Source organism: Streptomyces sp. NPDC021225 (assembly GCF_044332865.1).
Taxonomy (GTDB): Bacteria; Actinomycetota; Actinomycetes; order Streptomycetales; family Streptomycetaceae; genus Streptomyces.
On sequence record NZ_JBIRPV010000002.1, the window covers coordinates 57,974 to 76,350 of the forward strand.

At 72.1% G+C, this 18,377-nt stretch carries 16 protein-coding genes; 10 read left to right on the forward strand and 6 right to left on the reverse strand.

Annotated features, from left to right (window positions below):
- Nucleotide 1: 1 nt before the first annotated feature.
- The 5 genes from ACH4S9_RS08305 (at nucleotide 2) to ACH4S9_RS08325 (ending at nucleotide 6,917) form a co-directional block, all read left to right on the forward strand.
- Nucleotides 2-643 (forward strand): hypothetical protein, encoded by a 642-nt coding sequence (locus tag ACH4S9_RS08305; protein ID WP_311730258.1) that lies wholly within the window; start codon nucleotides 2-4, stop codon nucleotides 641-643.
- A gap of 59 nt (nucleotides 644-702) precedes the next feature.
- Nucleotides 703-2,100, forward strand: a complete 1,398-nt coding sequence (locus ACH4S9_RS08310) for a radical SAM/SPASM domain-containing protein (protein ID WP_385342468.1) — start codon at nucleotides 703-705, stop codon at nucleotides 2,098-2,100.
- A 3-nt stretch (nucleotides 2,101-2,103) separates the two neighbouring features.
- Nucleotides 2,104-3,279, forward strand: coding sequence for an SUMF1/EgtB/PvdO family nonheme iron enzyme (locus ACH4S9_RS08315; protein ID WP_361183202.1), 1,176 nt, complete (start codon nucleotides 2,104-2,106; stop codon nucleotides 3,277-3,279).
- Nucleotides 3,243-5,822, forward strand: a complete 2,580-nt coding sequence (locus ACH4S9_RS08320; RefSeq protein ID WP_398370649.1) for a hypothetical protein — start codon at nucleotides 3,243-3,245, stop codon at nucleotides 5,820-5,822. Before ACH4S9_RS08315 ends, ACH4S9_RS08320 begins: the two co-directional genes overlap by 37 nt.
- Before the next feature lie 171 nt (nucleotides 5,823-5,993).
- Entirely contained in the window at nucleotides 5,994-6,917 is a 924-nt protein-coding gene (locus ACH4S9_RS08325; RefSeq protein WP_398370651.1) for an aminoglycoside phosphotransferase family protein, read from the forward strand.
- Here the strand turns inward: ACH4S9_RS08325 and ACH4S9_RS08330 are convergent.
- Complete coding sequence (locus tag ACH4S9_RS08330) at nucleotides 6,914-7,537, reverse strand: TetR/AcrR family transcriptional regulator (RefSeq protein ID WP_398370653.1); 624 nt, start codon at nucleotides 7,535-7,537, stop codon at nucleotides 6,914-6,916. The genes ACH4S9_RS08325 and ACH4S9_RS08330 overlap by 4 nt on opposite strands.
- 113 nt (nucleotides 7,538-7,650) lie before the next feature.
- Between ACH4S9_RS08330 and ACH4S9_RS08335 the strand changes: the two genes are divergently transcribed.
- Both ACH4S9_RS08335 and ACH4S9_RS08340 read left to right on the forward strand, forming a co-directional pair.
- Complete coding sequence (locus tag ACH4S9_RS08335; protein WP_311730266.1) at nucleotides 7,651-8,595, forward strand: beta-ketoacyl-ACP synthase III; 945 nt, start codon at nucleotides 7,651-7,653, stop codon at nucleotides 8,593-8,595.
- Nucleotides 8,596-8,622: 27 nt separating this feature from the next.
- Nucleotides 8,623-9,354 (forward strand): TSUP family transporter, encoded by a 732-nt coding sequence (locus ACH4S9_RS08340; RefSeq protein ID WP_398370655.1) that lies wholly within the window; start codon nucleotides 8,623-8,625, stop codon nucleotides 9,352-9,354.
- A 47-nt stretch (nucleotides 9,355-9,401) separates the two neighbouring features.
- On the opposite strand, the gene ACH4S9_RS08345 is transcribed toward ACH4S9_RS08340, so the two are convergent.
- Nucleotides 9,402-10,019: a LysE family transporter gene (locus ACH4S9_RS08345; protein ID WP_352128216.1), complete on the reverse strand. Its 618-nt coding sequence runs from the start codon at nucleotides 10,017-10,019 to the stop codon at nucleotides 9,402-9,404.
- A 113-nt stretch (nucleotides 10,020-10,132) separates the two neighbouring features.
- Here ACH4S9_RS08345 and ACH4S9_RS08350 point away from each other — a divergent pair, with 113 nt between their 5' ends.
- Nucleotides 10,133-10,585: an Lrp/AsnC family transcriptional regulator gene (locus ACH4S9_RS08350; protein WP_311730269.1), complete on the forward strand. Its 453-nt coding sequence runs from the start codon at nucleotides 10,133-10,135 to the stop codon at nucleotides 10,583-10,585.
- Here ACH4S9_RS08350 and ACH4S9_RS08355 read toward each other — a convergent pair.
- Both ACH4S9_RS08355 and ACH4S9_RS08360 read right to left on the reverse strand, forming a co-directional pair.
- Complete coding sequence (locus tag ACH4S9_RS08355) at nucleotides 10,545-11,459, reverse strand: GyrI-like domain-containing protein (protein WP_398370658.1); 915 nt, start codon at nucleotides 11,457-11,459, stop codon at nucleotides 10,545-10,547. The two genes, ACH4S9_RS08350 and ACH4S9_RS08355, sit on opposite strands and share 41 nt — an antisense overlap.
- A 76-nt stretch (nucleotides 11,460-11,535) precedes the next feature.
- Complete coding sequence (locus ACH4S9_RS08360) at nucleotides 11,536-12,126, reverse strand: TetR/AcrR family transcriptional regulator (RefSeq protein WP_311730274.1); 591 nt, start codon at nucleotides 12,124-12,126, stop codon at nucleotides 11,536-11,538.
- Between the two features lie 95 nt (nucleotides 12,127-12,221).
- Between ACH4S9_RS08360 and ACH4S9_RS08365 the strand changes: the two genes are divergently transcribed.
- Nucleotides 12,222-13,268 (forward strand): FAD-dependent oxidoreductase, encoded by a 1,047-nt coding sequence (locus ACH4S9_RS08365; protein WP_398370660.1) that lies wholly within the window; start codon nucleotides 12,222-12,224, stop codon nucleotides 13,266-13,268.
- Between the two features lie 12 nt (nucleotides 13,269-13,280).
- Here ACH4S9_RS08365 and ACH4S9_RS08370 read toward each other — a convergent pair whose 3' ends face one another.
- Entirely contained in the window at nucleotides 13,281-13,922 is a 642-nt protein-coding gene (locus ACH4S9_RS08370) for a GNAT family N-acetyltransferase (protein ID WP_398370662.1), read from the reverse strand.
- Between the two features lie 123 nt (nucleotides 13,923-14,045).
- On the opposite strand from ACH4S9_RS08370, the gene ACH4S9_RS08375 reads away from it, so the two are divergent.
- Nucleotides 14,046-14,507, forward strand: coding sequence for a pyridoxamine 5'-phosphate oxidase family protein (locus ACH4S9_RS08375; RefSeq protein ID WP_398370664.1), 462 nt, complete (start codon nucleotides 14,046-14,048; stop codon nucleotides 14,505-14,507).
- A gap of 3 nt (nucleotides 14,508-14,510) precedes the next feature.
- Here ACH4S9_RS08375 and ACH4S9_RS08380 read toward each other — a convergent pair whose 3' ends face one another.
- A complete protein-coding gene (locus tag ACH4S9_RS08380; protein WP_398370666.1) occupies nucleotides 14,511-18,197 on the reverse strand; it encodes a helix-turn-helix domain-containing protein in 3,687 nt (1,228 codons plus the stop codon).
- Between the last annotated feature and the right edge of the window lie 180 nt (nucleotides 18,198-18,377).

Consider the following 18,377-nt stretch of genomic DNA (forward strand, 5'->3'; position numbering starts at 1 on the left):
CATGGACGAGCGTGAGCTGAAACTGAATTCCCTGTCGCGGTATGCCAAGGCGTCCCCGAAGTTCATCCTCGAGGAACACGGACACTGCGAGGTGCCCGCCGGATGCGGCGGTGTGGTGCTCCGGTGGCGCAATCCGCGGGCCGGAGTCCCCGTCACGATGTGGCTGGAGACCGACGGCCCGGGCGACATGTATCTTGACGGCACGGCGCCTTCCTCATCCCGCCCGCTGGTCCCTTTCGGAACGCATGTCCTCGCGTTCGCGATAGCCGAGTGCGACCCCGCGTACACCACGCTGATGTTCGCCGGGCTCCACAAGCCCGATGAGGACATCCATGTGCAGACCACCGCCCCTCAGAATGTCGCGGAGACATCCGTTCTCTCCGCGGCGGACGGCAGTTGGAAGTACTCGTTCGACGAGCCGGAGGACGACGCCTGGATGCGCCCCGGTTTCGACGACGGTGGCTGGCAGCCCATGGTGGACCGCCCCGACCGGCGGCCGCCGGAGGATCCGGAGCGGGCCGCGGAGCCGTACCGGGTGCGCAGGCTGAAGGGATTCGGCGCGGCCGGCCTGGGGGTTTCCGGGCGGGGTGGCCGGGTCTGGATCCGTAAGGTCTTCACGATCGCCGATCCGGAATCGGCCTGAGCAGCCCGATGCCTGACGACTGCCCGACCACAGTGGCCTGACACACACGGAGGTTAACAATGCCGGAACGGGCCCCGCTGGTGCTCACCCCGCAATTCTTCGGCAGCCTGGTCTTCGACCGCCGTACGTCGCGATATCTGCCGTTCGACGCGGAGTCCACCGACATACTGCGGCGGCTGAGCGCGCACCCTGTCGACCGCGTCCTTGAGGAGACGGCCGACGCGGAGCGGCGCGGCCGGATCGAGCGATTCTTCGAGCACTTCCACGACCTGGGGTTCTTCACCGTCGACGGCCGGTTCGCCGGAGTGATCCACGACGACCTGGAGGTGCCGCCGGACCACCTCGCCGGCCCGCTGGCCGTCCATCTGGAGGTCATCGCCTCGTGCAACCTCGGCTGCACCCACTGCTTCGCCGGTGACCTCCCGCGCCGGGAGAAGCGGCTGAGCCTGGAGGAGATCGACCGGCTCTTCGCGGAGATGGCGCGGCTCGGCGCGTACCGGCTCGGGCTCACGGGCGGTGAACCGCTGCTGCGGAAGGACATCTTCCAGATCATTGATCTGGCCCTGAAGCACGGCCTGGCCCCGTGCATCACCACCAACGCCCTGCTCATCACCGAGGACATCGCCAAGGAATTCGGAAAGCGCGAACTGGTCTGGCTGAATGTCAGCCTCGAAGGCGCGACCGCGGAGACCAATGACCGGGTGCGCGGCGCCGGCACCTTCGACAAGGTGCTCGACCGCCTCGCCGTGCTCCGCGAACACGCCCGCTTCACCCTGGCCTTCACCATCATGCGGACCAACCTCGAAGAGATCGAGGACTGCGCCCGGCTCGCCCATGAGGTGGGCGCGGACACCGCGGTGTTCCGGCCGCTGTACCCGGTCGGCGTCGCCGAGCGGAATCAGGAGCTGATGCCGAGCTTCGCGGACTACACCGAGGCGCTGAACGGGCTCTCCCGGCTGGGCGAGGAGAGCCACAGCAACCCCACCGACCCCGTTGATCTGCACCACATCGACCCGTTCAGCCCGCACTCCCGCGAAGACACCCAATCCGTCATCCACCAGAACTACGGCTGCGGCGCCGGAAACCTGGTGTGCTCCATCTCCGTCTCCGGCGACGTCAACCCGTGCAGTTTCCTCGGCCCCGATTTCGTCGCCGCCAACGTACGCGAGAGCTCCCTGGCCGAGATCTGGCACCGCAGCGCGGGCTTCCAGTCGATGCGGGCCCTCCCGCACACCGACCCGGTCGGCGACCACGGCCAGACCGCCACCTTCGCCGGCGGCTGCCGCGCCCGCTCCCTCGTCCTGGCCGGCTCGGTCAACGCGCCCGACCCCTGGATCGCCGAACAGGTCGACGCGGAGCGGCGATCGGGATCGGCGGTCCGCAACCCGCTCGTCGTGCTCGATGTGTCGGCCCGGCCGGGCGGCCGCTCCTGCCAGGGCCAGGGAGCGTGCGGGTAAGCCATGGGAGCCTCGTTCGACACCCGCGCCGCGTACGGCACCGGCTCCGCGTACGACTGGCTGCGCACCGACCACACCACCACCGGCAGCGCCCAGGACCTGCTGCGGCTGGCCCGCGAGCTGGAGGACCGGGGCGACCTGCGGACCGCCGCGACCGCGTACGACCGCGCGTGCATGGTCGCCCCCGCCGACCCCGGGATCGCCGAGGCGCGGGGCGACCTGCTGGAGCGGATGGCGGTGGAGGAACACGGCATCGTCTTCCGCTACATCCCGGCCGGCTCCTTTGTGATGGGCTCCGCCGGGGGTGACCTGGACGAGCGCCCGGTCCACTCGGTGCGGGTCGACGACTACTGGCTGTCCGAGACCCCGGTGAGCTGGTCGGCCTACTGCGACCTCATGGGCTGGGAGCCGCCCCCGACCGGCATGCCGCAGGAGGAGGCCGGGGGCAGCGGATCGGGGGACCCCGGCTGGTTCCTGTACGAGGCGAACAAGATCCGCCTCCAGTACTGCGAGGACGCGACCGTCCGCGCCACCGACTGGCACGCCCACGCGCCGGCCCACAAATGGGTGAGCGGAAGCGGCGAGCCGGTCGACTCCCGGACGCTGTTCGGCACGCCGCGCCGGGACGACCCCCGGCGGCCGTGGGCCTACGACCGCAAGCCCATGGTGGGCGTCTCCTGGCAGGAGGCCGAGGAGCTGTGCGAGCGGCTGTCCACCGACGCCGTCCGGTACGGCCTGCCCACGGAGGCGGAGTGGGAGCGGGCCGCGCGCGGTGGCCTGGCCGGCCGCCGCTACCCCTGGGGGGACGAACCCCCGACCCCGGAGCGCTGCGACGCCGACCGCTTCGACGAGTTCTCCATCCTGCCCATGCGGCGCCTGCCCCCCAACGACTACGGCCTGTACGCGATGAGCGGAGGGGTGTGGGAGTGGACCGCCGACTGGTACGACGCGCAGTACTACCGGGACAGCCCGGGAGCCAACCCGACCGGGCCCGCCACCGGCCGGGAGCGGGTGCTGCGCGGCGGGTCCTGGGCGGACTGCGCCGAGGCGGTCACGGTGACGTTCCGGATGTCCCGTGACGCGGACACCTGGCGGGCGGGCGGATGGGGCGCCCATATGACCCCCAACATCGGCTTCCGGCTGTGCCGCAAGGGCGCCGCGCCCGCGCCGAGGCCATGACCGGGTACCACCCCGGCGCCGTACGGGGGCTGATCGACCGGGCCCTGTCCGAGGACGAGATCCGGGACCTGTGCTTCGATCACTACCCCGAGGTGTACCGGGAGCTCGCGGCGGCCATGAGCCGCCGCGAGTGTGTGCGCAGGCTGGTCGCCTGGTGCGAGGGCCGGCACGGGCTCGACGCGCTGGTCGCCCGTGTCGCCGAGATCAACGCGGAGGCGGTGGCGGAACACGCCGAAGCGCTGACGGCCGCGACGGCCACGCCACGGCCCACCGACCCGTACCCGTACCCGGAGCCCGCCGCGTCGCCCCGCCCCCTGACGGCGGGCATCATCCACGCCCTGCCCCCCGCCCCCGGCTTCGTGGGCCGCGCGGAGGAACTGGCCGCCCTGCACCGTTTCTGGCAGGGCGGCGAGCCGGGCGTGCTGGCGCTGCTCGGTCTCGGCGGCGCCGGAAAGACCGCGCTGGCCGGGGAGTTCCTGACCCGGCTGAAGCGCGCGGGGGATCCGCCGCCCGACGAGCTGTTCATCTGGAGCTTCTACCTCAACCAGGACGTCAAGGAGTTCCTGGAGGTCGCCTACACCTACTTCAGCCACGGCGCGGTCGTACGCGGCAGCCCCATGGGCACCTTCTACCTGCTCACCGAACTGCTCACCAGGCCCGGGCGCAGACTGCTCGTCCTGGACGGCCTGGAGCGGGTGCAGCGCCCGGCCACCGACCGCCGCGGCACCTTCGGCGATCTGACCGACCGGCTGCTCGCCCAGGTCATCGACCGCCTGGCCGACGGCCTGGGCACCACCAAGTGCCTGATCACCAGCCGCCTTCCGCTGCCCCGGCTGGCGCCCTGGCAGGGCCGGGGCTACACCTGTCTCGACATCGACCAGCTGTGCCGCGAGGACGCGGTCGCCCTGATCCGCGACCGCGGCGTACGCGGCGACGAGGAAGCCCTGCACGCCCTGGTCGACGAGTTCGGCGCCCACGCCCTGACCCTCGACCACCTCAGCGGATACCTCGTCGCCTACGCCGGCGGCGACCCGGCCCGCGCCGCCGCTCTGCCCGAGCCCCGGGCCGACTCGCAGGAGCCGCAGGAGCAGCGCCTGGCGCGGGTGCTCGACGCGTACGAGACCGCGCTCAGCGAGCGGGAGTCGGCCCTGCTCGCCCGGCTGTGCGTCTTCCGCTTCGGCGCCTCCGCCGACCAGCTGCACTCCGTCTTCGCCCGCAGCGCCGGCCCCCAGATCGCGGGCCCGCTGCGCGGCCTCGACCGGAGCGACATCCTCACCACCCTGCGCCACCTCCATCAACTCCACCTCATCCTGCGCGAATCCGCCGACCTGTTCACCGTCCACCCGGCGGTCCGCGACCACTTCTACCGCTCCTTCACCGACCCGCGCACCGTCCACCAGGCCGTACGCCGCCACTACAGCGCCCTGGTCACCGGCCCCGGCGTGCTGCCGCCCGACCGCCCAGAGACCCTGGACCTGCTCGAAGAGCTGGTCCACCACTCCCTCGAGGCCGGCCATGTCGCCGAGGCCGAGGAGGTCTACCGGCTCCGCATGGGCGGCTACGAACACCTCGCCTGGCAGACCGGCCAGTACAGCCGCTGCGTCCGCGTCCTGGAGGAGTTCCCCACCTGCCCCGACCCCGGCGGCCTCCTCTGGTGCTACCGCGCGATCGGCGACCTGCCCGCCGCCCTCGCCCGCATCGACCCGGACGACACCTGGTGGCTCGCCATGATCGGCACCCTGAGAGGCCGCCTCGCCGAGGTGGCCCACCTCCTGCGCGGCGCCCGCCACGACCCCATGCTCGCGGTCGCCCGCGCCCTCACCGGCTCCCTGCCCATCGGCGAACTGGCCACCGCCCCGGTCTGGCCCGGCATCCCGCTCTCACCCGCCGAGTGCCTCCTGGACGCCGGCCTGCCCGAACCGGCCCGCGCCTACGTCACCCGCGCCCGCGCGGCCCTGGCCGACGCGTCCCGGGACATCGCCTGGAATGACGAGATCGCCCGCTACGACCTGATCGAGGCCGCCCTCGCCTGCCACTCCGGCGACCTGGTCCTGGCCCAGAGCCTGCTGGACAAGGCCACCCAGTGGATCGTCACCTCCGGCTCCCAGGAACACCTGTGCCTCCTCCACCTCGGCCGCGCCCGCCTCGCCCGCGCCCAGCGCCGGCACCCCCTCGCCACCACCGCCGTCCGCGAGGGCCTCCGCACCGCCGAACAGTGCGACTTCGGCCTCTACCGCCTCGCCCTCCTCCTCGAAAAAGCCGACCTCGCCCTCGACCTCGACGACCCCCACACCGCCGCCGCCACCGCCGCCACCGCCCTGCGCACCGCCTCCGACCCGGCCCGCCACCACGTCTGGGCCACGGCCCGAGCCGGCCACCTCCTCGCCGCAGCCCAAGCCCGCCTCGGCGACCACCCCCAGGCCCGCGCCCAACTGACCCGCACCATCGCCCTCCAACGCGACATCGGTGACCCCCGGCTGGCGAGCTCCCTGGAGCTGCTGGAGCGGATCGAGCGGATCGAGCGGATCGAGCAGCGCCCGTAGCCCCGGCCCGTGGCCCCGCCCGGATCAAATTCTCGACGGGAAGTGATCGCGGGTGGTTAGGGTGAGGACATGCTTTGACGCCTGCCCGCAAGCCGGGCACCCCCGCCGCCTCCTTCGTACGGCCCATTCGGGCCCCATCCGATTCCGGACCCCACGAAGGAGACCTTTCGCATGAACACGTCGACACCCATCGACGTCCCCGACGCCTTCGCCGCGTCCTACGGCGCGCACGGCGCCTCCGAGCGCGCCTGGATCGCCGGGCTGCCCCGGCTCGGCGGTGACTTCCTGGACCGCTGGGAGCTGCGGCCCGACGGGGCTGCCGCGTTTGGCATGGCCTCGCTGGTGCTGCCCGTGCGCCGGGCCGACGGTACGCCCGCGGCCCTCAAGCTCCAGCAGCTGAGGGAGGAGACCGCGGGCGTCGCCGCCGGGCTGCGGGCGTGGCGCGGCGATGGCATCGTGCGCCTGCTGGAGCACGACGAGGAGAGCTGCACACAGCTGCTGGAGCGGCTGGACGCGAGCCGGACCCTGTCGTCCGTGGCCGACGACCAGGCGGCCATGCGGGTCCTGGCCGAGCTGATGGCGCGGCTGACCGCCGTGGCCGCACCCGAGGGGATCCGGCGGCTGGACGACATCGCCGCCGCCATGCTCGACGAGACCCCGCGGGCCGTACGGGCGCTGCGCGACCCCGCCGAGCAGCGGCTGGTGCGCAGCTGCGCGTCCGCCGTGGCCGAGCTGATCGGGGAGCCCGGGGACCGCCTGCTGCACTGGGACCTGCACTTCGACAACGTCCTCGCCGGGGAGCGGGAGCCCTGGCTGGCCATCGACCCCGAGCCGCTGGCCGGCGACCCGGGCTTCGAGCTGCTGCCGGCGCTGGACAACCGGTGGGACGACGTGGTGGCCACGGGCGACGTCGACCGCGCGGTGCTCCGCCGCTTCGACCTGCTGACCGAGGTCGTCGGGCTGGACCGGCGGCGGGCGCTCGGCTGGACGCTCGGCCGGGTGCTGCAGAACGCGCTGTGGGACATCGAGGACGGCAAACCGGCGCTGGAACCGGTCCAGGTCGCCATCGCCACGGCCCTGCTGCGCCGCCGCTAGGCCGGGCGGTCCTGGCGCGGGGCGAGCAGCCGGTCGAGGGCGCGGCGGGTGCGTTCGGGGGCCTCCGGGGCGGCGAAGAGCTGGATCTCCTGGTTCAGGGCCATGTAGAGGCCGCCCATCTCGTACGCGACCTGCTCCGGGTCGGTGTCGCCCGGCAGGTCGCCCGCCGCGACGGCGACGCGCACCTCACCGGCGAGCCGGCGTCGCCACAGCCGGAACAGGCGGGCCACCGCGTCGCGTACGAGCCCGTCGCGGGCGTCGAATTCGATGGACGCGGTGGTGAAGAGGCAGCCGCCGGGGAAGGTGTCGCGCGCCGTCTCCAGGTAGGTGATCCATGCCTCGCAGATGGCGCGCAGCCGGGGCAGCCCCGGCTGCGCGTCCCGCGCGGGCTCCCACACCAGCCGCGAGAAGACCGCCGCCGCTTCGTCCAGGGTGGCGAGTTGCAGCGTCTGCTTGGTGCCGAAGTGGCCGAGCACACCGGCCTTGCTCATCCCCAGGTCGGTGGCGAGACGCCCGATGGTCAGCCCTTCGAGGCCCTCGACGGAGGCGATGGCGACACCGCGTTCCACGATGCGCTCCCGCGTTCTGCGGGCTTCGGCGACCGACTTGCGTGGGCTCATGCCGCCAGGATACCCAGCCCGCCCCCATTTAGCTTCCGACCGATCGGTTGCTATATTCCGGGCGAGGCGACGCGAGTCGATGGGCAGCGTCGTACGACCCGAGGAGAACAGCCGTGTCAGGAAGCCGCATTGCCGCCCTGGGGCACTACCAGCCCTCGCGCGTGCTCAGCAACGACGATCTGTCGGCCATGGTCGACACCAGCGACGAGTGGATCCGGCGCCGCACTGGCATCGCCACGCGCCGTATCGCGGCGGCCGACGAGTCGGTCACCGACATGGCGGCCGCCGCCGCGGGCAAAGCGCTCGCCGGATCCGGATTGCGGCCCTCCGACATCGGCCTGATCACCGTGGCCACCTGCACCGCGATCGACCGCTGCCCCTCCACCGCCGCCCAGGTCGCGGCCCGCCTCGGCATTCCGTCCGCCGTGGCCTTCGACCTGAACAACGGCTGTGCGGGCTTCTGCACCGCACTCGCGAGCGCGGACCACTCCGTACGGGCCGGCGCCGCCCGCCACGCCCTGGTCATCGGCGCCGAGAAGATGTCCGACGTGACGGACTGGACCGACCGCAGCACGTGCGTACTGCTCGGCGACGGCGCGGGCGCCGCCGTGATCAGTGCCGCCGAGGACGCCGGCATCGGCCCCGTCGCCTGGGGCTCCGACCCCACCCGCGGCGACGCCGTACGCCTGGTCGACGACTGGCACCCGTACTTCGCCCAGGAGGGCCAGACCGTCTTCCGCTGGGCCACCACCGAACTCCCCGACGTCGCCCGCGAGGCCTGCCGCCGCGCCGGCCTGACCCCCGCCGACCTCGCGGGCGTGGTCACCCACCAGGCCAACCTCCGCATCATCGAGGCCCTCGTGCGCCAACTCGGCCTCCCGGAGGACGCGGTGATCGCCCAGGACGTCGTCGAGTCCGGCAACACCTCCGCCGCGTCCGTGCCGCTCGCCCTGTCCAAGCTGACCGAACGCGGCGAGCTGCCCTCGGGCGCGCCCGTGCTGCTGCTCGCGTTCGGCGGCGGGCTGTCCTGGGCGGGCCAGGTGGTCACCTGCCCCTGAGAGGCATGCCATGAGAAGCTTCCGGCCATGAACGGTGGGGCGGCGGAGCTGCTGCTCGGCGGCGTCGTCCTGCTGGGCGCGTCCGTGCAGTGGCTGACGGGGATGGGGTTCGCCCTCGTCGCCGTGCCCGCTCTCGTCATGCTGCTCGGCCCGGCCCCGGGCGTCGCCCTCGCCAACTGCGCGGCCGGTGCCATCTGCGCGGTGGGGCTCACCGGCGGCGGCTGGCGGCAGGTGCGGCTGAGCGCGATGGTCCCCCTGGTCGCGGCCTCCGCGTGCACCGTCCCGGCCGGTACGTGGGTGGCCGCCCGGCTGCCCGAACCGGTCCTCCTCGCCGTCATGGGCGGCCTGGTCACCGTGGCCGTGCTGCTCGTGATGGGCGGCACGCGCGTACCCGCCCTGAGCGGCGTCAAGGGAGCCCTGACCGCGGGCGCCGCGGGCGGCTTCATGAACTCCTCGGCCGGGGTGGGCGGCCCGCCGGTGTCCCTGTACGCGGTGAACGCGGGCTGGACCGTCCGCGAGTTCGTGCCGAACGCGCAGTTCTACGGGATTGTGGTGAACGCGTTCTCCATCGCCGCCAACGGCGTTCCCCGGCTGGACGCGGGCGTATGGGGGTTCGCGGTGGCCGGAATGGCGGTGGGCGCGGCCATCGGCAAGGCCCTCGCCGAACGCGTCCCGGAGAAGGGAGCCCGACTCCTCGTCCTCCTCCTCGCGTTGGGCGGCGGGCTGACCACGCTGGTCAAGGGCGTCTGGGCGCTGTGACCCCAACGGCCCGGCCCGGCCCGGCGACGTCCCGGGCCCCTCGGCCTCTAGCCGAGCAGCTGCTCCGCCAGCAGCAGCCCCCCGATCGCCACCATCGCGGCCCCGGAAAGGCGGGTCACCGCTCGTGCCGCCGCGGGCCGCGCCCGCAGCACCAGCCGCGCCGCCGTGCCCACCCCCGTGTAGACCGCGGCGCAGTTGGCGGTGTGCACCAGCCCCAGCAGCGTGATCTGCGCCGCGACCGGCCAGGTCGCGCCCGGGGCGATGAACTGCGGCAGCAGCGCCAGGAACAGCAGCAGCGCCTTCGGGTTGAGGCCGCTGATCCCCGCCCCCTTCGCCGCCCGCCGCACCCACGACCCGGCGCTGTCGTCCGCGCCGGCCGTCGGGGTGGCGGGGCGGGCCAGCGTGGCTATGCCCAGCCACACCAGATACCCCGCGCCCACCACCGTCAGCGAGGTCAGCACCAGCGGTGACCGGGCCACCAGCGCCGCCACCCCGGCCGCGACCACCGCGGTCAGCGCCACGTACCCGGCCAGCAGCCCGCCCACCGCCGGCAGCACCGTACGGTCCCGCAGCCCGGCCGCGATCGCGTACGCCCAGTCCGCCCCCGGAACCAGCACCAGCAGGAAGGACACCGCCCAGAACGCGGTGACACTACCGACCGCCATGCCCTGCTCCTCTCCCTCTCTCGCGTCTCACGGGAGGGAGATTAGGTGCATAAGGCCGGAATGTGTTTCCAACCTTTCCACGGGGACAGCCCGCGAGTGGAAGAATCTTCCTCATGGATGAGGTCGATCGGAATATCCTTGCCGAGCTACAGCGCGACGGACGCCTCACCGTCACCGAACTGGCCGAGCGCGTCCGCCTCAGCGTCTCGCCCTGCCACCGCCGCCTGCGCGCCCTGGAGCGCTCCGGCGCGATCAGCGGCTACCACGCGCGGCTCGACGCCGGTGTTCTCGGTCTGACCTTCGAGGCGCTCGTCTTCGTGACCATGCGCTACGAGGACCGCGAGACCGTGGCCGCCTTCGAGCAGGCCGTCACCGACATCCCGTACGTCCTCCAGGCCCAGCGCCTCTTCGGCGACCCCGACTTCCTCCTGCGCGTGGTCACCCGCGACCTGGCCGCCTTCCAGCAGCTCTACGACGACCGCCTCGCCACCCTCCCGGGTGTGCAGCGGCTCAGCTCCACGCTCGTCATGAAGAGCGTCGTGGAGAACCGTCCCCTGCCGCTGTGAGATTCGGCAGCTCCAACTCCAGCTCCACCGGAAGCCACAGCTCCGCGTCGGCTTCGGCCCCGTCCGGCGAAAAGCGGGTGCGCAGGATCTCGGGGCCGGGGCGGCTGCGGTAGGGATTCGACGGGAACCACTCCGTGAACACGTCCCGCCACAGGTACTGGATGGCCTCCGGCGCCGGCCCCGAGGTGGCGAAGACCGCCCAGGTCCCGGCCGGAACGGAGAGAACGGCCAAGCCCTCGGGGGGCACCGCCGACGTGATCACCCCGTGGTAGTAGTCGAGTTCGGTGCCTTCGGCGCGGCTCGGGTCCAGGTCGTCGCAGACCGCGACGATGCCCCGCGGTTCCAGGTCCGACAGCTTCTCCAGGTGCTCCAGGGTCCCTGGCTCGATCCCGCGGATGAAGTCGATGATCGCCTGGTTCGGCCCCAGATGGACCAGGGGCACCCGGGCCTTGAGCCCGGCGACGGCGAAGGCCGGCCGGTCCGTAACGCGATAACGCATGCTGCTGCTCCCCTCGATGGTGAGTCGGAAGGTCAACCGGGGCTGGGCGACGAGCGCGGCACCAGTGCGCCGGGCCTCACCCGGCCCGACGCCGTGCATCGCACGGAACGCCCGCGCGAACGCCTCGCCCGAGCCATAGCCGTAGCGCACCGCGATCCCCAGCAGCGACTCACGCCCCGCGAGCACCTCGGCACCCGCGACGGTGAGCCTGCGCCGCCGGATGTACTCCGACAGCGGCATCCCCGCCAGCGCCGAGAACATCCGGCGCAGGTGGTACTCCGAGGTGGCCGCGATGCGCGCCAGCCTCGCCCCGTCGATGGACTGGTCGAGATGGCGCTCGATGTGCTCCAGGGCCTGGTTCAGCCGCTCCAGCACGCCCGGTCTCCTTCCTCTCGTGCGCTCACCACGCTAGGCAGCGCGCGTCCCCCGGGACCCGACATCCTGTGCCCGATCAGGTCGGGTCCTCCGGGTACACCACCTGGAGCAGCCCGCGCACGAAGCCGTCGAGGTCGTCCAGGCCGGCGGCGGTCAGGGTCCGGGGGCCGTTGGCCAGCAGGTGGGGGATGGCGGCGTGAAGGGCGAGGGTGACGACGGCGGCGCGCTGCGGGGTGGCGGGCAGCCCGGCGGCCCTCTGGGCCAGCTCGAATCCCGCGAAGTCGGAGGTCGCGATGGGGTCGAGGATGGCCGACAGCCAGGGTTTGCGGGCCGCTTCCGCCTGCAACTCCAGGTAGGCCAGCAGGCGGGGGCGGCCCGGTCCGGCGACGTTCGCCAGGAGTGCGCGGAGCATGGCCGCCAGGCCGTCGCGGTCGCTCGGGCCCGGTCCGGTGGCCGCCAGGCGGGCCGCGGTCTCGCGGTACTGCTCCAGGCAGCGCTCGGCCACCGCGCGCAGCAGGGCGTCCCTGGTCGGGAAGTAGTTCTTGGTGGTGCCCGGCGGCACCTCCGCGGCCGTGTCGACGGCGCGGTGGGTCAGGCCGCGTCCGCCCACGTCGGCCAGCACCCCGATGGCCGCGTCGCGCAGCCGGTCCCGCCGTTCCGGATTCACCGTCGGCTCTCCTCCTCCTGGTCGCGGTTGCCAGAGTACCCCAGCCGTGGTACCACAGATGTGGTGATGGCTCGTACGCGCCAGGGGAGGGACACATGACCGGTACAGCGGTTGTCGTGGGAGCGGGAGTCGGCGGCCTCGCGACGGCGATCGGGTTGCGCCGCGCGGGCTGGACGGTGTCCATCCTGGAGCGGCGGACGGAGCCGGAGCGCTACGGCACCGCCTTCGGCATCCACCCCACCGCGCAGGCCGCGCTCGACCGCCTGGGCGTGGGCGAGGCGTTCCGCGGTCGCGCGGTCCCCTACCGGGGCGCGCGGATCCGCACCCCTCGGGGAAAGGTGCTGGCGAGCCTTCCGCTGGAACGGATCGAGCGGAAGGCCGGCCGCCCCGAACTGCTCGTCGCCCGCCCCTATCTGATCGACGCCCTGCTGGGCGAGCTGGACGCCTTCGGGGATGTGCCGTTGAAGTTCGGCGAGAACGTCCGCGATGTGGCGGCCCTGTTGGCCGGGCACGACCTGGTGGTCGGCGCCGACGGAATCCGCAGCGCCGTACGCGCCTCCCGCTTCGGCGACCGCAGCGGCCCGCGACGGATCGGGACCGTCGCCTGGATCGGCATCGCCGACTTCGAGAGCGGCGTCTACGGCGAGACCTGGGGCAAGGGCCGGTTCTTCGGCATGACCCCGGTCGAGCCGGGCCGCACCAACTGGTACGCCACCGTCCCGGAGGCCACCACCGCTGACGAACTGCGCGGACACTTCGAGGGCTGGCACGACCCCGTCCCGCGCATCCTCGCCGAGACCGCCCCGTCCACCTGGATCCGCTACGAGATGCGTCATCTCTTCCCCGCCCTGCCGACCTTCGTCCACGGTGGCAAGGTCGCGCTGGTCGGCGACGCCGCGCACGCCATGACCCCCAACCTGGGCCAGGGCGCCTGCACGGCCATCCTCGACGCGGAGGCCCTGACCCGCGCCGTCTCCGAACACGGCCCGGCGACCGGCCTGCCCTCCGCCCTCCGCGCCTACGACGCGGAACGCCGCCGCAGCGCCCAGCGGGTCGCCTTCGCCTCCCGTAACCTGCACCGCTTCATGGCCACCGAACACACCCGCGTGCGTGACCTGCTGGTCCGCATGATGCCCACGTGACCCTTGGTGCGCCTACGCCGCGATGAGCAGCGCCTCGGCGCCGACCGGTCGGAAACCCGCCGCCTGAAAGGCACGCACGCTGCGGGCGTTGCCCGCGGCCTGTTGCGACCAGACCGGCCCGCCGTCCGGCACCAGATGCCGCGCGGCCGTGGCCAGCGCCCGGCCCAGCCCCCGGTGACGTACGTCCTCGTTCACCTCGATCGCCGTCTCCCAGCGCCCGGCCACGCCCCGGCCGAGAACGACCACACCCCCGTCAGCCGCCCAGACCCGGACATCGTCCCGGCGCTTACGCGCCCTGGACACGCGCGGGTGATCGGGGTCGGCGAGCTCGCGAAGCTCCAGAGGGGGGTCGCCCGGCAGCGCACTCGCCACGGTGAGCAGGTCTATGGTGTCGGTCGACCGCCCCGTACGGGCCAGGAATGCCGCCAAGAAGCGCGGATTCATCGTGGCCGCCAACTCGTCGCAGTCGAGGGAGGCCAACGTGGCGCGTACCCACCGCGGATCCTCGTCGGTGAACACCACGGAGTGCGCGGTGAACGCGATCACCCCGGCGTCGCGGTGACTCGGTTGCGGCACCACGGTCGTGCCGCCGTCGGGCGGTGGGAAGCGCCCGTGTGCCGCCGCGTTCAGGATGTCGGCCAGGGTTTGGGGCATGGTGATTCTCGACTCCGGCTTCGATGGGACGTGTGGGACATATTCAGGAGGGTGGACTCGGGCTGTGGTTCTAGGACCACGGCCCGAGGTGTCCGGGCCCCGTGGCCAGTACCGTCGCGAGACATGGACATGGCCAAGGAACCGCGCAGCACTGAACAACGGCGGCGTGACGTACTCCAAAGACTGCGGACAGAGGAAGACATCTGGGTCGCGTCGGCGGACGCGGACGGACTGCCGTGCCTGGTGCCGCTGTGGTTCCTCTGGGACGGCACGGCGATGTGGATGTCGACCAGGCTGACCAACCCCACCGGGCGCAACCTGCGGGAAACGGGTCGGGTTCGCCTTGCGCTCGGCCATACGCGGGATGTCGTTCTGATCGACGGGCGGGTGGAAACCTTCACCGCGGAGGAGGTGCCGCCTGCCGCGGCGGACGCGTTTGTGCGGAGGTGGAGCTGGGACCCGCGGAAGGATCACGCCTCCTACGCGTATTTCAAGGTGCTTCCGCAGGTGATACAGGCATCGCATGGGGAGCATGAGTTCAAGGGCAGGCATGTGATGCGCGACGGAGAGTGGACCGATGGGTGAGTCTCATGATCGGCACACGGGGCTGGTGGGTTGGTCGGCGAGGTAGAGCGACTGTTCGCTTCGCGTGAAGGACCGTTGGACCGCTCGGCAAACCTTCCTGAGGGAGGAGGCGGGGTTGGGGAGCGAAATGTCCCACAGCCGGACCGTCGAGTCGTCGCCGGCGGTGGCCAGGGTGTGGCCATCCGGGCTAAAGGCCATCAATCCCACGACGTTGGTGGGCCTGGTCGGGGTAGTGCGCGGTATGCCCGTTGCCACATTCCACAGTCGCACCGTTTTGTCGATGCTGGCGGTGGCCAGGGTGCGGCCGTCCGGGCTGAACGCCACGGACGCCACGATGTCGGTGTGCCCGGTCAAGGTGGTGGGCGGTATGCCCGTTGCCACATTCCACAGTCGCACCGTTTTGTCGATGCCGGCGGTGGCCAGGATGCGGCCGTCCGGACTGAACGCCACGGACACCACGGCGTCGGTGTGCCCGGTCAGGGTGGCGCGTCGTTTACCGGTCGCCACATCCCATCGCCGGACCTTCCCTTTCTCCATACCCGCGGCCAGGGTGCGGCCGTCCGGGCTGAACGCCACGGACAGCACCTCCCCACTGTCCCCGGTCAGGGTGGCGCGTCGTTTACCGGTCGCCGCGTCCCACAACCGCACCTTGCCGTCCCACCCACCGCTGGCCAGGGTGCGGCCGTCGGGGCCGAACGCCACCGACCCCACGACCTGAGTGTCCCCGGTCAGGGTGGCGCGCCGTTTGCCGGTTGCCACATCCCACAACCGCACCTTGCCATCCCACCCTCCACTGGCGAGGGTGCGGCCGTCCGGGCTGAACGCCACCGACCCCACAGTGTCGGTGTGTCCGGTAAGCGCGGCGCGCCGTTTACCTGTCGCTACATCCCACAGGCGCACTGTTGTGTCGTCGCTGCCGCTGGCCAGGGTGCGTCCGTCCGGGCTGAACGCCACCGACGTCACAATCTTGGTGTGGCCGGACAGTGCGGTGCGCGGCCTGCTCGTTGCCACATCCCACAGACGCACTGTTGTGTCGTCGCTGCCGCTGGCGAGGGTGCGGCCGTCCGGACTGAAGACGATCGAGTTCACCAGGCCGGTGTGTCCGGTCAGGGTGGCGCGCCGTTTACCGGTCGCCACATCCCATAGCCGGACCTGCCCATCCTCCGCACCACTTGCCAGAACGCGGCTGTCCGGACTGAACGCCACCGACCACACACCCTCGCCATGCCCGGTCAGGGTGGTACGCGGTCTGCCCGTCGTCACATCCCACAGGCGCACCGTCTTGTCGACGCTGCTGCTGGCGAGGGTGCGTCCGTCCGGGCTGAACGCCACCGACCCCACGATCTGAAAGTCCCCGGTCAGGGTGGCGCGCCGTTTGCCGGTCGCCGCGTCCCACAACCGCACCTTGCCATCCCACCCTCCACTGGCCAGGGTGCGGCCGTCCGGGCTGAAGGCCACCGACTCCACGGTGTCGGTGTGTCCGGTAAGCGTGGCGCGCCGTTTACCGGTTGCCGCATCCCACAGGCGCACCGTTGCGTCGTCGCTGCCGCTGGCCAAGGTGCGGCCGTCCGGGCTGAAGGCCACCGACTGCACGCTCTCGGTGTGTCCGGTCAGGGTGCCACGCCGTTCGTCAGTCGCAACGTCCCATAGCCGCACCTTCCCGTCCCACCCTCCGCTGGCGAGGGTGCGGCCGTCCGGGCTGAACGCCACTGACCACATACCCTTGCTGTATCCGGACAGGGTGGTCCGCGGCCTACCGGTCGCCGCATCCCACAACCGGACCTTCCCATCCTTCCCGGCGCTGGCGAGCGTGCGGCCGTCCGGACTGAATACGACCGAGTTCACGGCCTCGGTGTGTCCGGGGAGACGGCGTTGGAGGGGAAGGGCAGCCGCGGCGAAAAGGCTGGTGGTGGCCTCCTTAGTTGGGCTGGTCCGGTACGCCTGGACCGCCAGGAGCGAGGCCAGGTCGGGGTTGGAGTCCAGGAGGCCGGCCGACTGGGCGGCCAGCTGACGGGAGAGTGCGGTCTGCTGGGCGGTGAGCGCCTGGCGCCGTTGTTGTTCGCTGGTCCGGTATTGCTGCCAGGCGACCAGTCCGGCGGTGAGAGCGAGGACGAGCAGGATCGAGACGGAGGTGGCGAACTGGCGCAGGCGCCGGGTGGTGCGGGCAGCTGCTGCTTCTTCGCGGTGGTGGGCGGCGGAGCTGCTGGTGAGGAAGTCGCGTTCCAGGGGGGTGAGGTCGCTGTGGGCGTCAGCGGTGGGGAAAGCTTCTTCGGCGGCGGCGAGGCGGGTGCCCCGGTAGAACACGCCGCGATCGCGGCCGAGGGCCTGCCAAGTGTGGGCGGCGTCGGTGAGCTGGCGGTGGAGGCGCAGGCGGTCGCGATCCTCGTCGATCCACTTCCGCAACCGGGGCCAGGCGGCGATGAGGGCTTCGTGGGCGAGGTGAACGGTGTGGCCATCGAGGATGACCAGTCGGGTTTTCGCCAGGCGTTCCAGTACTTCAGGGGCGGCGGGCGAGGTCTGGGTCACCAACTCCTCCCGAGGCGCGGGCCTTCGGGTGTCCTGTGCGCCCTCTCCCGGGGCGATCAGGCGCAACAGTGTCCGGCGAGCATGGGTGGCCTGGTCGTGGGTGAGGTGGGTGTAGAGGTCTTCGGCGGTCTGGGCGATGGCGCCGTGGACGCCGCCGGCGGCTTCGTAGGCGGTGAGGGTGAGGGCGCGGCCTTTGCGGCGGTGCCAGGTTTCCAGGAGGGCGTGGGACATCAGGGGCAGGGCGCCGGGTTCGCCGTCGACTTCGTCGATGATGCGGGCGGTCAGGGTGCGTTCGACGATGAGGCCCGCGGCCTGGGCGGGTTTGACGATGGCCTCGCGCAGTTCATCGCGGCTCATGGGCGGGACCAGGAGGGTGGCCTCTCGCAGCGCGTCGGCGAGCGGACGGTGGCCGGCCAGGTGTCCGAAGAAGTCCGCCCGTACGGCGAGCAGCACCCGCAGCCGACCAGTGGGGTCCTGGGCGGTCAAGAGGCGGTCGATGAACGCGGCGCGTTCCGCCGGGTCGGTGCAGAGGGTGTAGAGCTCTTCCATCTGGTCCACGACCAGCCACGTGTCCCCCTCTCCGCCCTCCTTCGGGACCAGCCGCTGCTCGTGGTCGCGCACGGGGTGGCCACCGGGGGTGATGACGCGCAGGGCCGCCGGACGTAAGGCAGGGTTGTCAGTGGTGCGCAGATGGGGGATGAGGCCGGCACGCAGCAGGGAGGACTTGCCGCTGCCGGACGCGCCGACCACCGCCGTTATCCGGTGGTGGCCGGCCAGACGCATCAGGTCGTCGATGAGTTGGTCGCGGCCGAAGAACAGGGCCGCGTCATCGGGCTCGAAGCGGGCCAGGCCCCGGTACGGAGGCTCGGCGTCCTCATCGGACCGCGGCTCGGTGGCTTCCTCGGCAGCCGCCTGCCGCCACCGCTCTTCCCACTCCTCGGGGTCGCCGCCGCAGGCCTGTACGTAAGCCAGCACCACCGGCAGGCTCGGCAACCGCTCCCCGGCGGCCGCCTGGGACAGCGTGCTCGCACCGTGGTCGGTCCGCGCGGCCATGGCCCGGTACGTAGGGCTGCCGGCCTCCGCCCGCAGCTTCCGCAACTCGAACGCCAACCGCTGCACCGGACCCGCGCTCGGATCCAGCGCACTCTCAGGACGCCCCGCCATCGGTCACTCCTCCCCCCCCGCCTCCCCCCGGACGCGGATCGACCGCCCGCCAAGCTACGCACGCCCTGCCGGGTCGGCAAGAGCTGTGAGCTGGGGCGCAGGCATTGATCAGACCGGCGGAACGGGGCTGCCATTCAATTCCCCGGCCGCTGAACTCGATGTCAGGCACCAACCGGGCCG

What these genes read in the sequence shown, in the direction of transcription:
- ACH4S9_RS08305 (WP_311730258.1), top strand. Translation starts at nt 2, where the DNA reads ATGGACGAGCGTGAGCTGAAACTGAATTCCCTGTCGCGGTATGCCAAG.
- ACH4S9_RS08310 (WP_385342468.1), top strand. Translation starts at nt 703, where the DNA reads ATGCCGGAACGGGCCCCGCTGGTGCTCACCCCGCAATTCTTCGGCAGC.
- ACH4S9_RS08315 (WP_361183202.1), top strand. Translation starts at nt 2,104, where the DNA reads ATGGGAGCCTCGTTCGACACCCGCGCCGCGTACGGCACCGGCTCCGCG.
- ACH4S9_RS08325 (WP_398370651.1), top strand. Translation starts at nt 5,994, where the DNA reads ATGAACACGTCGACACCCATCGACGTCCCCGACGCCTTCGCCGCGTCC.
- ACH4S9_RS08330 (WP_398370653.1), bottom strand. Translation starts at nt 7,537, where the DNA reads ATGAGCCCACGCAAGTCGGTCGCCGAAGCCCGCAGAACGCGGGAGCGC.
- ACH4S9_RS08340 (WP_398370655.1), top strand. Translation starts at nt 8,623, where the DNA reads ATGAACGGTGGGGCGGCGGAGCTGCTGCTCGGCGGCGTCGTCCTGCTG.
- ACH4S9_RS08345 (WP_352128216.1), bottom strand. Translation starts at nt 10,019, where the DNA reads ATGGCGGTCGGTAGTGTCACCGCGTTCTGGGCGGTGTCCTTCCTGCTG.
- ACH4S9_RS08350 (WP_311730269.1), top strand. Translation starts at nt 10,133, where the DNA reads ATGGATGAGGTCGATCGGAATATCCTTGCCGAGCTACAGCGCGACGGA.
- ACH4S9_RS08365 (WP_398370660.1), top strand. Translation starts at nt 12,222, where the DNA reads ATGACCGGTACAGCGGTTGTCGTGGGAGCGGGAGTCGGCGGCCTCGCG.
- ACH4S9_RS08370 (WP_398370662.1), bottom strand. Translation starts at nt 13,922, where the DNA reads ATGCCCCAAACCCTGGCCGACATCCTGAACGCGGCGGCACACGGGCGC.
- ACH4S9_RS08375 (WP_398370664.1), top strand. Translation starts at nt 14,046, where the DNA reads ATGGACATGGCCAAGGAACCGCGCAGCACTGAACAACGGCGGCGTGAC.
- ACH4S9_RS08380 (WP_398370666.1), bottom strand. Translation starts at nt 18,197, where the DNA reads ATGGCGGGGCGTCCTGAGAGTGCGCTGGATCCGAGCGCGGGTCCGGTG.